General features: G+C 52.1%; 12 protein-coding genes. 4 read left to right on the top strand and 8 right to left on the bottom strand.

Going from position 1 to position 12395, the window contains the following annotated elements:
* Window positions 1-282: 282 nt before the first annotated feature.
* The 3 genes from LGT44_RS09470 to LGT44_RS09460 all read left to right on the top strand — a co-directional run bounded on the left by LGT44_RS09470 (window position 283) and on the right by LGT44_RS09460 (window position 2281).
* The gene (locus tag LGT44_RS09470) at window positions 283-606 is read left to right on the top strand and encodes a hypothetical protein (protein ID WP_230330652.1); all 324 of its coding nucleotides are present in this window, start codon (window positions 283-285) and stop codon (window positions 604-606) included.
* Window positions 607-624: 18 nt separating this feature from the next.
* Window positions 625-1179, top strand: coding sequence for a hypothetical protein (locus LGT44_RS09465; RefSeq protein WP_230330653.1), 555 nt, complete (start codon window positions 625-627; stop codon window positions 1177-1179).
* Between the two features lie 187 nt (window positions 1180-1366).
* On the top strand, window positions 1367-2281 hold the full coding sequence (locus tag LGT44_RS09460) for an ADP-ribosylglycohydrolase family protein (RefSeq protein ID WP_230330654.1): 915 nt from the start codon (window positions 1367-1369) through the stop codon (window positions 2279-2281).
* Between the two features lie 104 nt (window positions 2282-2385).
* On the opposite strand, the gene phnX is transcribed toward LGT44_RS09460, so the two are convergent.
* The 4 genes from phnX to LGT44_RS09440 form a co-directional block, all read right to left on the bottom strand.
* The gene (gene phnX / locus LGT44_RS09455; protein WP_230330655.1) at window positions 2386-3213 is read right to left on the bottom strand and encodes a phosphonoacetaldehyde hydrolase; all 828 of its coding nucleotides are present in this window, start codon (window positions 3211-3213) and stop codon (window positions 2386-2388) included.
* Window positions 3206-3799, bottom strand: a complete 594-nt coding sequence (locus tag LGT44_RS09450; protein ID WP_230330656.1) for an HD domain-containing protein — start codon at window positions 3797-3799, stop codon at window positions 3206-3208. The genes phnX and LGT44_RS09450 overlap by 8 nt, the downstream gene beginning before the upstream one ends.
* Window positions 3800-3822: 23 nt before the next feature.
* A complete protein-coding gene (phnW, locus tag LGT44_RS09445; RefSeq protein WP_230330657.1) occupies window positions 3823-4938 on the bottom strand; it encodes a 2-aminoethylphosphonate--pyruvate transaminase in 1116 nt (371 codons plus the stop codon).
* A gap of 536 nt (window positions 4939-5474) precedes the next feature.
* On the bottom strand, window positions 5475-5705 hold the full coding sequence (locus LGT44_RS09440; protein ID WP_230330658.1) for a hypothetical protein: 231 nt from the start codon (window positions 5703-5705) through the stop codon (window positions 5475-5477).
* A gap of 119 nt (window positions 5706-5824) precedes the next feature.
* Here LGT44_RS09440 and LGT44_RS09435 point away from each other — a divergent pair, with 119 nt between their 5' ends.
* Window positions 5825-5998 carry a hypothetical protein gene (locus LGT44_RS09435; RefSeq protein WP_230330659.1) on the top strand — a complete coding sequence of 58 codons (174 nt, stop codon included), beginning with the start codon at window positions 5825-5827 and terminating at the stop codon, window positions 5996-5998.
* On the opposite strand, the gene LGT44_RS09430 is transcribed toward LGT44_RS09435, so the two are convergent.
* From LGT44_RS09430 to LGT44_RS09415, 4 genes are all read right to left on the bottom strand, one after another.
* Complete coding sequence (locus LGT44_RS09430; protein ID WP_145469411.1) at window positions 5992-6720, bottom strand: UTRA domain-containing protein; 729 nt, start codon at window positions 6718-6720, stop codon at window positions 5992-5994. The genes LGT44_RS09435 and LGT44_RS09430 overlap by 7 nt on opposite strands.
* A 2-nt stretch (window positions 6721-6722) precedes the next feature.
* A complete protein-coding gene (locus tag LGT44_RS09425; RefSeq protein ID WP_230330660.1) occupies window positions 6723-8084 on the bottom strand; it encodes a DUF5690 family protein in 1362 nt (453 codons plus the stop codon).
* Window positions 8085-8182: 98 nt separating this feature from the next.
* Window positions 8183-9418, bottom strand: a complete 1236-nt coding sequence (locus LGT44_RS09420; RefSeq protein ID WP_230330661.1) for an NAD(P)/FAD-dependent oxidoreductase — start codon at window positions 9416-9418, stop codon at window positions 8183-8185.
* A 157-nt stretch (window positions 9419-9575) separates the two neighbouring features.
* Window positions 9576-12371, bottom strand: coding sequence for a TonB-dependent receptor (locus LGT44_RS09415; protein ID WP_230330662.1), 2796 nt, complete (start codon window positions 12369-12371; stop codon window positions 9576-9578).
* Between the last annotated feature and the right edge of the window lie 24 nt (window positions 12372-12395).

The following is a 12395-nucleotide window of genomic DNA, read 5'->3' as shown; positions in this document are numbered from 1 at the left end:
CGCGACCGAATCAATCACGTAATGTGCTCCGGCATCGTTAAAGCGCTGGGTTGCTTTGCTGCGGCGCTGTGCCTGCCCGCTGGCGGAAAGCGTCGTTAACTCTCGGTCTTGCTCAGATATCAGAAACCTGACGAATCATCAGCCAGGCGGGTTAATTCGGACAACAGCTATTAAAAAAACGCGTATACTCGTCCGTTGTACTGAAGAGACGTTGAACGTAATGGTTTTCAGATTTATCGAAGCCATACCAGGCTGAGAACAGCGACTTTATGAGTTTATTTTATGTCAGAGTCCAGGCAATATATCAGGAATACAAGCGGCGAGTTACTTGGCTATTCCAAATTTGGCGTACTTTGGAATCCGGATCACTCGTCACGCCTAGGTGAGTTTTTCGCCGGAAAAATCTATGACAATGCCAAAATAGTCATTGCCGAACTAGAGCTCGGAAAAGTAATCACTGCCGATGGGGCTTTAGTTGGTGAGGTAAAATCGGTTGGTAATCTTCGTCATGACATTTACCGGCACGGCCAGTGGGTAGGCTATCACGAAGGTGATGACATCCTGTCTGCTGCAGCGGCGCTAATGCTTATATTTGATAAGCTTTAAAAAGAAGCATAATCGGGTATGGCAATGGTTACCTCCCCATCGATTCAAGGTTTAGAATTCATGAAATACACATACTTACTCCCTCTGATCATTGCATACTCACTTGCCATTGCCGATGCCGATGCGCTACCGGATCTGAATACAATGAGAATTGGGCTGAATTCAGCGGATGCGAAAGAATATGCTTTTTCACTTTATTCTCACGGATCAAAGTTCAGTACTATTCTTGAAAGAATAGAATCCGGTGATCCTGACTGGCTGACATTAGGAAGATTGCTGGAAAAGCACGCAGATGGCTGGATAGCCACTTCATTATTTTTATCGTTCGCCAACGCCATTCAGAACAATCCAAAGTCAGCCTTATCAATCATGACTGACCATGAGATATTTTTATCATGCTCCGTGCCACTATTAGAACCCACTAAGTCTGATTTCGATACATTCGTTAAAAATACGATGGGAGCGGTTCAGGAGCTTGATGATGTGGAATTATCAGAAAAGAAGAAGCTTTGCCTGGGTTACTTAGAAGAAGCCCGATACTTCTCTGAAAACAATTGGCCAGACTCATTTTAGAAGCCATCCAGAGTTAACCATGATAGCTCTTTCGGTCACGGAATCGTTGGCGGGAAGCAAGTGATAACATTGGTGTTTAAAAATGTGGTGTAGGAAAGCCTATGCAGGCGCCATGATCAGGAAACAACCTATCCAATCAAGCTGACATATAAGCTCTCAACTTTTAGCACCACTCTGTGGGGGATGCATGGAGAACAGAAAAATAGGTTCATTAGTAGGCCTGGCCATTGGTGACGCCGTCGGAACAACAGTCGAGTTTGAGATTCGAGGCAACTTTGAACCTGTCACCGATATGATGGGTGGTGGGCCGTTCAGGCTTAATGCTGGCGAGTGGACAGATGATACATCCATGGCTTTATGCCTGGCTCACAGTCTTGTATTCAGAAACGGTTTCGATGCCGTTGATCAGATGAACCGATACTGCAATTGGTATCAATATGGTTACATGAGTTCAACGGGAGAATGCTTCGATATTGGATTCACAGTATCAACTGCCTTACGAAGCTATCTTGAAAGCGGCAATCCGTTTTCAGGAGCTGCGGATGAATACTCTTCCGGCAATGGCTCTTTAATGAGACTTGCACCAATTCCAATGTTCTTTTCAGATCTGGAAGAGTGCATACAATTTGCTGGTGAAAGTTCTCGCACAACGCATGGATCAGCAGAGTGCATCGATAGCTGTAAGTTATTCGCGAGTCTTCTTTACCATGCTTATGCAAGCACTGAAAAAGCTGAGATTTTTACCCGGAATACTTATAAACCGGCCACGGATAAAGTTTCCGGCATATCCGAAGCGCGATTCCTCGATAACTCATATTCACAGCTAACCGGCAGCGGCTATGTTATTGAGAGTCTGGAGTCCGCACTCTGGTGTTTTATGAATAGTAATAGTTTTGAAGAATGCGTGCTTATGGCTGCTAACATCGGGAATGATGCGGATACAACGGCTGCCATTGCCGGGCAAATCGCAGGAGCCTTTTACGGTCTTGAGAATATCCCCTCACATTGGGTAGATAAATTAGCAATGAAAGATGAAATACTTGAAATTGCCTCTAAGCTCTCGAATGCCGGAAAAATAGATATCATGCTTCGTGAATCATGATCGCCATTGCTTTAACGGACACCATACCCAAAGCATCCGTTAAAGCATCCGTTAAAGCATCACTCCACTATTCTGCACTCCAAAAGCCCTGCCCTGAATTCCGTTCAGGGCTTTTCTCCCCGCGCCAGACGCGCATTAATATCGGCAATCACGCCCGGCAAATCCGCGACCGAATCAATCACGTAATGTGCTCCGGCATCGTTAAAGCGCTGGGTTGCTTTGCTGCGGCGCTGTGCCTGCTCGCTGGCGGAAAGCGCCTGCCAGTCGGCCAGATCCAGGCCGACTTCGTTGCCGCTGATGCTGACACCGACGGTCCACATACCGGCACGCAGGCCTTCTTCAATACCCGGTAAGGTATCGTCTACTTTAATGCAGGCGTGGACGTGGTTAACGCTCAGTTGCAGCGCTAACGCCAGCGCCATATCGGCGTATGGGCGGCCACGCAATACATCGGTGGCGAATACACAGGCATCCGGTTCGTACCCCTGATCTTTGGCGGCGGCCAGCGCCGGTTCCATCATGCCGGGGCCGTAGCCGGTATTACCGCCGATTTTTAACCCCTGCGCACGCAGCTGGTCGTAAGCGGCTTTCCAACCCGGAATTAATTGCGCACGCTCGCCAACGATGCGCGTCTGAATCGGCGCAAAGGCATGGTACAGACGGTCAATTTCGGCGCTGTCGGCTTCCTGCCCTTTCACTTCCAGCCAGCGTGCATGAATACGCGGATTGGCCAGCATACGGGTAATGTGTTCGCGTTTTTCGGTACCCATGGGTTCACGCGCTTCGGCCTGGGTTACTTCAATACCTTCGGCGGCGAATAATTCCATAAAGGCGTAAACCGGTGCCAGCGAGCCAAAATCAATGGTGGTGCCCGCCCAGTCGAGAATAACGGCTTCTGTTGGCCCGGCAAAAAAACGTTGCGATTTAAACATGGGGATTGCGCTCCTGCACCACACGGGTGTGCTGAATTAATAGTTCGTAATAATGGTCAATGCCCGGTACTTTTAAGGCCGGTTGTTTACCCTGTTCGTCGTATTTACGCAGCCGTAAAGCGTCAACAAACCAGGGCGAGGATTCAAAGGCACGACAGGTGCTTTCATCCATCCAGCCGCCCTGCAGTTCCAGACTCTGCTGCGATGCCGCCGACAGCGACTCGCGGTATGCGGCATCGGTGGAATACAAATAACGCTTGGCCGCGACATGCAGACGAATGGGTTTGGTCACGTCATCGGCAAAATACTCACTTAAAAAAGCCGCGCCGACTTTTTCGTGGTAGCCGTTATCGCCACCGGCTTCCGGATGCAGCCCCTGTTCCTGCCAGGTAATTAAATGGCCAACATCATGCAGCAGCGCGGCAATAACCAGATGCGCTGGCGCATTATCCTGTTCGGCAAACCAGGCACATTGCAGAGCATGCCGGGTCTGGGAAATATCTTCCCCCAGTGGCATATGGCCGTATTCGGCAAAGGGTTGCCAGACCTGATCCACGGCTTTGCGCGCCAGCGTGCGTAAGCGCATGATGATTCCTCCGTTGTCGGCTGTCAGAGCCAGAAGCGGTGCTTTTCCAGCGCCTGCAGCAAACGCTGCATATCCTGCGGAAAAACATCACCGATATGGCCAATGCGGAAACACGGCGTTGCCGTTACCTTGCCCGGATAAATCACAAAGCCTTCCTGCTTTAAGCGCTGATACAGCTGGTTAAAATCGAACGCCGGATTATCGGGATATTTAAAGGTCGAAATAAACGGCGATTGTTTATCGCGGCTGACCACACACTCAAACCCCAGTGCCTGCATACCATCGACCAGGGTGCGGTGGTTTTCGGCATAACGCTGTGCCCGGGCGCTGATGCCACCCTCTTCTGCCAGTTCTGCCAGCGCCTGCTGAAAAGCGCGCACCACATGGGTTGGCGAGGTAAAACGCCATTTACCATGGCCCTGCTCCATGCACTGCCACTGGTCAAATAAATCCAGACTTAACGTGCGCGCACGACCGGCACATTTGGCCAGCGCATCGCGTCTTGCAATCACAAAGCCCATACCGGGCACGCCCTGAATGCATTTATTAGCCGAGCTGATCAGAAAATCGATACCCAGTGCTGCCAGCGGAATTTCGATACCACCAAACGAGCTCATGGCATCGACAATCAGGGTTTTGCCGGCGGCTTTAATCACTTCAGCATAGGCCGCCAGCGGATTCAGAATGCCGGAGGTGGTTTCACAATGAACCAGCGCCACATGAGTAATGGCCGGGTCATCATGCAAAGCCTGATTCAGTTCTTCCAGACTCACCCATTCATGTTCGGCGGCGGTTAACAGCACATAATTAATACGGTGTACCCGCGCCATATCGGCAATGCGCTGACCGTAAGCGCCATTGGCTAAAATCAGCAATTTATCATCGGCCGAAAAGGCACTGCTGATGACACTCTCTACCGCAAAACTGCCACTACCCTGCAGCAGCACCGCACTGTATTCCTCTGCAGCGCACTCTTTTTCACCACAGAGCGCCAGCTCTACCAACTGTTCACGGATAGGCTGCACCACCCCCAGGTTGTAATCGTCATCCCAGGTACACCAGTCACGCAGCATGGTCTGCTTTACACTGGCCGTGGTACTCAGGGGGCCGGGAGTGAGTAATAAATAAGGGTTATTCATAAGTCCGTCACGTTTGCGCCGAGTTGTTTTTTGTATTTCACTTATTCTGGTCTAGACCAGAATGCGCAAACTATAAAAGCTAACGGAGTGAGCGGCAACGGCAGTTTAATGAAGTTTTTGTGACAGTAATGCAGAGTGTTGGGCTGCTATAAACAGACAGGCTTTGCACAAGCGGAATGAGGTTTAATCAGAAGAGGTTTGTACTGCGGCGCTACGCGAGCGGCTTCTATAGCTAAGTTGAAGCCTTTCCGGATATCGGTGTAGCCGCTGCGCGGGCTGGATTTTGTAATCATCTCTGAGCCTTTGCGGGTGCTCCGCCCCCTGCGCCCCCATGCAAGGAGAGGTATCTCCTTCCGATCCTCTCTTGCGGCTGTCCGGTGCTGTTCAGTCAACTGCGTGGCCAATCCGGCCCGCACAGCAATTCGCCCGGAGCCTTTTACCGTTTGATAATTGAAATGAATAGGCTCCGGGCCGTACTGTGCTTTCCACCGGATTGTCTGCCTGGTTGACTGGCACCGCACAAATGCCGCGTTTATTCAGACGCAACGCGGCTTTTTAAAATACACAAAAGCAGAAGCTGAAAAGCGGTTTCGCGCTATGGTTTTATGCGCCTGCAGGACGCCGGTTTGAATCATTCTGCGCCGGTACGTCCCGGCATGGATGCCGGGCGAGCGAATAGGGCCATGGACAATTTTGTCGGGAACAAAATTGAGCAGCCGAAGGCTGACCCGCAGGGCGAAAGGCAGGATGCCTGAAGTCTCGCCCATTATTCGCGGTACCGCGACCGCAGGATTATTCAGAACGGATTAAGTCCTGCACAGCGCGAAGCAGGGGCCCGGGGAGAAGTTCCCCGGATTGGGGCGCAGGGGCTTGCCCCGCAAAGGCTTTGAATTATTTACAAAAGCCAGCCCGCGCCGTGGCTAAAAGCCTTCGACAGGCTCAGGCTGAACGGTATCGCGGTTCTAAAACCTTCGACAAGCCCAGGCTGAACGGTATCGCGGCTGAAAGCCGCTCCTACCAAGCCCCTCCCAAAAAACAGCTGAAAAAAGAAAATCAGTGACTGGGAATCCGCAGCTCTATCGCACTGTGAACCCAGTGCTCAATATCAAACTCCACCGCCTTACGCTCCCCTTCATAACGAATACGGCGAATTTCCAGACAGGGCGCGCCGTTAATATGCGACAGCGCGTCGGCCACCTGATCGTACACCGCCGACACGCAGATGCGGTTATCTTCGTGCGTAATTTCGACGTTGTAATCGCGCTGCATCAAGGTGGTAAGCGAGCCTTCCAGGTCTTTTTTCATCAGTTCCGGAAAGCGGCTTTCCGGCAGGTAGATAAATTCGTACAGCACCGGACGACCATCGAGGGAGCGCAGACGCACAAGCTCAATCAGTTTTTCATCAGCGGCAACGGCCAGTGCTGTGCGTGCGGCCTGTGGGCCTTTAATGCGCTTTTGTGAAATTAATTCGGTGGCCGGAGTGCGTTGTTGTTGCTCCGCCAGCAGGTAGAAATTCACCCGCGAAGACGGGTCATATTCCAGCCGTGGCGGTGAGACAAACCAGCCGCGGCGGTTGGAGCGGTAAATCAGCCCTTCCGATTCCAGCTTCGACAGCGCATCACGCACGGTAATTCGCGTGCTTTTAAACTGCTCGACCAGTTCGCGTTCGGATGGCAGGCGTTCGTTCTGTTTCAGGCGTGACTGTTTGATCAGTCCGGCCAGGTAGTCGCGTATTTCGATATTGGCTGGCAGCATTTTTTTCAATCCGGCATCGGTATGCATGGCTATTTTAGCCTCGCCGCAGCAACAGAAGCCAGCGGCTGTTTCTGGAGCTCTTCCTCAGACTGCTGTCCATTGCGGAAAAAGCGCCAGCGGAAATACAGCCACGACAGCGTGACCAGCGCCCCACCAATAATAGCGGTACTGTAAACGGCACTGACAAAGAAATTCAGCCAGCTGATGTCCGCTGCATAAAAATGCTTAACCAGCAATAACCCCACGCTGCCGGTATAACCGGCGCTGTCGGCCAGATAAATCAGAAAACCGGCATTGGCCACGCCACCGGCCAGGGCGACAAAACGGTCAAACAAAAAGCAGTTAAACGGAATATAGGCCAGATACAAACCCGTACCTAAGGCGACCATCCAGATTTTACTGTCGAGCCAGTGTTGCTGATGCAGCCAGGTGCTGTAACCCAAAATAAAGCAGCCCAGCACAATGGCAATATGATTGGCAGTAAAGGCGCGGAAGTTATCGCGGATAAACATTAATAACGCCAGCGCGACCAGAACCATACCGGCGATGCGCACCCCGGCGTAGGTAAAAATCGCGGGTTCATTGCCATAACCCAGCGCCTGCCAGATTTCTGCAGAAAAGTTATCGCGGAAATCACGTAAGCCGGTGAACAGTAAAAACGCCAGAATCAGCAGACTCAGACCAAACCAGTACTGGCCAAATAACCGCCAGCGGTCGGCGGCGGTCATAGGCTGGCGTTTCATGCGTTCGGCCTCATCTGTCGCATCCGGTTCCGGAATCATCGACAGTGCATAGACCGAAATCAGCAGCAGCGGCATAAAAATCAGGCCGGTTAAAAACGGCATCCAGAATTCCGGCACATCGGCATAAACAATTAACGCTTTGCCCACACTGCGCACCATGCCTGAGGCAACAATAAAGGTGGCACTTAACCCTGCTCCGAGTAATTCCGAGGTTTTACGCCCTTCCAGATAGCTGAATACCAGCCCCCAGATCATGCCCAGTGGTAGGCCATTAAAAAACATCGCCAGAGGTTTTAATGGCGCCGGTAATACCGCAAATAAAAACAATGCCAGTTGTGCACTGGCGACCAATAACACAATGGCCAACGCGCGGCGGTCGTGCATCATGCCCGACACCACACGGATACCGATAAACTTCGACAACAGATAACCCAGCACCTGAGCAAAAATCAGAATCACTTTGTAATCCATGCCAAACAGGGTCTGGCCATCGTACATCGCCACCGAGAAAGGCTTGCGGAAGGCGTACATAGAAAAGTACGTCATAAAGGCGGCGCTGATGGCAAACACCACAAACCAGAGTGCAGACGCCTGCTGCAGACGCTGCTGAACCCGCTGGTGAAAACGCTGAAACGGCATAATTAACATGGCAATACTCCCGCTGCGGCACCTGTGCCTGCAGCGCAATCAGTTCTTATAAACAGGAAATACCCGAGGGATATGTCGGCTGTATGAAAATGCTGCATTCAGCCGGTACTCTTGCCGCTGCGCGCACGGGCACAGTGCTGGCGGAATTCCGCACTCATCGGATCGGCTGGCGGCTGCAGGGTGGCAAAACGGGCCGGTGAGAATTCTTCGGCGGCAACAAAGGTGGGCTTGCCAAGAATCTGTTCGCTCAGAAAACGGCCAATACCGCCACTGAAGGCAATACCGGCACCGGAGCAGCCTGTGGCAACAAAGGCATTGCTGTATTGCTCCAGACGACCGAGCAAAGGCTTGCCATCCGGCGTATAAGACGACACACCGCTTAAGTAATGCGCCAGTTGCGCCTGCTCCAGCAGCGGACAGAGCGCCAGCAGGTTATGCCAGTGCTCTTCCAGTGCCAGCCAGCCGTTGGCATCTTCGGCAAAATGAAAACTGTGAATATCGTGCGGTAATGCACGCGGGTCGGCGACACAGCATTGGCTGTCGCGCACACCGAATAACAGTGCCGATTGTTCACTGCGGAAATAGGCTTTGGCCGAAGGAATAATTGCCATCGGCTGCTTGGCATCAACCTGCGGCTGGTTGTTGGTTATCCAGTAATGGCTGCGTACCGGTGCCATCGCCAGCGCGATATCGTAGTCATAGGCCAGTGCCGCACTCCAGGGGCCGGCCGCCAGCACCACACTGTCGGCACGGATAAATTCACCGCTGGCTAAATATACCCCGGTAAATATACCGCTCTGTGATTCCAGCCGGCTGACCGCACAATGAGCAATAATCTGTGCTCCTGCGGCACGGGCCGAACGGGCATAAAGCTGTGCCAGGGTATAAGGGTCGGCGTGGCCGTCATCGGGGTAATACAGCGCACTGCTGTCTGCCGTGATTGCCAGCCAGGGCAGCAGCCGCTGAATTGCACTGCTGTCCAGCCATTGTGTGCCAACGTCCAGCTGCTGCGCCTGCTGAAAATAACGTTGCTGTTGCTGACGTTCGTTATCGTTAACGGCGATGTGCAAACAACCGCTGCGTTGCGCAAAGGGCAGATTAAAACGCTGCTCCAGCATACGCAGGGTGCTGTGAGTTTCGTGCACCATTAATGCGGCACTGTCGCTGCTGCGCGCCCGGGTTAATAAGGCCGCCGCCTGACTGGTAGTGCCTGAGCCTAATTCGCCGCGTTCAAATAACCAGACCTGTGCCTCACCGCTGTTCTGCAGATAATGGGCAATGGCGAGGCCAAGAATACCGCCGCCAATAATAACCACCTGCTGTTTTACCGCCATCTTAATACTTCTTTTGGTCTAGTCCAGATGGAAGTATTTAAAAGAGTACGGATGACAAAACGATGACAGGCAGGTTCAGAGAAAGAAAACGTTGCATCAAGGCAGAACACAAATAAAAACACCGGCCAGAGCCGGTGTTCTTTGTTACTGCAATAAATCAGAAGAAGCTGTATTTAACCCCCAGATTGGCGCGGTAACCGTAGTATTCCACCTGCAACGGACGGCGTTCGCTGCCGAGATAGTACTTCATCGGTTCGTTGGTGATGTTATTAATATCGGCGTACACCATCAGATCGCTGGTTGCCTGATAAGACGCGCTCAGATCAACGCTGGTGTAATCACCGTAGTAGCTGTCTTCATCGCTGCTGTCACCGTGTTCCTGAATATAAGCGCCTTTATGGTTAACAGCGATGCGCACGGCAAAGGTGCTGTCATCGTAGAATAACGCGGCGTTATACAGAGAGTCGGCCTGACGCGGAATATCGGCTTTGCGGCCATTGGTTAATTCCATCACCGAACGCATGCGGGTGTAGTTAGCCTGTACGCCGACATTTTCCAGCGCATCGGCAATAAAATCGAGGCGACGACTGAAGGCAAACTCAGCACCGGCCAGCCAGGCATTATCACCGTTCACCGAATCCACACGGTCAACGGTTTCACCTTTAAAGGTTACTTCAGAGCGCTTGCTGAAAATCGGATCGCTGATCTGCTTATAGAACAGGCCGCCGGAAATCACACCGACATTGTCGTAATAACGCTCAAATAACACATCCAGATTATTGGAATACGTCGGGTTCAGTCCCGGATTGCCTACCACCAGTTCACCATCGGCTTCAGAATAGGCCTGACCCGGAGCCAGCGAACCAAAGTCCGGACGGGCAAAGGTACGGCTGAAGGCAGCGCGCAGGTTGCTGTCGTCGGTCAGGGCGTAGGTCATATGTACAGACGGCAGCACCGAGGTGTAAGACTTGGTCTTTTTAACCGGCACAATCACCAGCGTGCCGGCATTGTCTTCGGCGCTGTAACCGGACACTTCGGTCTCGGTGCGTTCGACGCGCACACCGCCCACCAGGCTGACATCATCGTTCAGCTGATAAGTCGCCATACCGTAACCGGCCATCTGGGTTTCGTTCACATCGAAGTTACGACCCAGCGCCCCACCGTTGGCTACGGTGTAGGATTCGCCATCAATCAGTTCGAACTGATCGCGGTTTTTGTTCCAGAAATTTTCCAGATCCGACATATCCGCCACCTGGCTGAAGTCATCGGCGTAACCGGCGTTAATTTCTTCCAGATAATCGTTACGGCCCGGCTGATCGCTTAAATCAAAGTCGCTCAAAAGCGGCGTTGTCGCACTGTCTTTCCACTGATAAAACTCATCGGAGAAACGCGCAACCCGCTCTTTTTCACGGTATTTGGTACCGAATTTCAGTTGCAGATCGAGGCTCATATCCTGAGTAAAATCGAGCTGCGCCACGACCTTATCTTTTTCCCGCACATCGACCTTATAAAGTTCAATAGAAGACAACGCCATCTGTGTCGGGTCCATGCTGAAGCCATCCGGTAAATGGGTGGATGGTTTATTCGATGGACTGTTACCCCCGTCGATGGTGTTGTACGACAGGTTTTTACCGCTGCGGTTATCCAGACCTACAAAGCCCACGTTTTTCTGATCAAAACGGGCGACAAAATAACTCTTGTCTTTGCTGTTTGGCACATCGCCGTAATAGAAGTGGTTATCGTAGGTTGAGGCTTTCCATTCCAGCAGACCGCCCTCTCCGACCCAGTGCTCACCACCCAGCTGATGACCGCTGAGTTCGGTGGTCAGAATATTGTGAATATGCTGCAGCTCGATCCGGTCTTTATCAAAACGGTAGCGGTGTTTGTAGTGGGTTTCATCGTCAATCAGTGTGCCGTACAGGGTACGGGCATAAAGGGTATCGCCATTATCGAATTTATATTCCACGGCACCGTTAAAACCACGGGTATCGCGCTCACCGGTATAATCGCGCAGTTCAAGGCGTTTAATCCCTTCGCCACTGCGGCGTGGTTCAAAGTTATCGGTCGCCCAGTTACGCACGTACTGGCTGGCATTAACGATATAACCCCACTTACCATCGTCACTGCGGTCACCGGCAAGAATATTCAGGTTATAACCACTCTCTTCCGCTTTATCGTTGTAGTTGCTGCCAACGGTGACATCCAGTGTGGTTTCCTGTGGCGCACGGCGGGTAATAAAATTCACATTACCGCCAATGGCATCGCCTTCCATATCCGGCGTTACGGCTTTGCTGACTTCCACACTTTCGATCATTTCGGTCGGGAAAAAATCGAACGCGGTCGCACGCGAGGTGGTTTCTTCTTCGGCGGTCGGAATACGGTCGCCGTTCAGCGAGGCAGAACTCCACTGCGCCGGTAAACCACGCACGGCAACAAAGCGGCCTTCGCCCTGATCGCGCTCAATCGAAATGCCGGGAATACGCTGTACCGCTTCGGCGGCGTTGCGGTCCGGTAATTTACCGATGCCGTCAGCAGAGATGGCATTAAGAATACGGTTGGCGTTTTTCTGTGTGTTCAGCGCTTTCATTTCGCCCTGAAAAATATGGCCAACCGCGACCACTTCTTCGATACCTGCGCCGGTGAATACCACTTTCAGTGCGCCCAGATCTTTACGCTCATCGGCGCTCAGGGTCACGGTGGTTTGCAGCGGCTCATAACCTACATAGGTAATTTTCAGGTTGTAGGTGCCGGGCTGCAGGCCTTTGAGAATAAACTGGCCGCGTTCATCACTCTGAACACGGGCGCCGGTTTCCACAACGGTCACCGTTGCACCGGGTAATATTGAACTCTGATCAATCACCGAACCCATCAGGCTGGCATCGGCCAGTGCCAGCTGGCTGCCCAGCAACAGTGTCGCCAGCAGTGGCAGTTTTGCAGTTTTAAACGTCTTCATCCTAATCCCCATAGTTTCCAGTAA

Origin of the sequence: Thalassolituus alkanivorans (assembly GCF_020447205.1) — a bacterium.
In the GTDB taxonomy this organism is placed as follows: domain Bacteria; phylum Pseudomonadota; class Gammaproteobacteria; order Pseudomonadales; family Oceanobacteraceae; genus Venatoribacter; species Venatoribacter alkanivorans.
The sequence above is the reverse complement of the archived record's forward strand: the minus strand, read 5'-3'. Positions and strand labels throughout refer to the sequence as shown.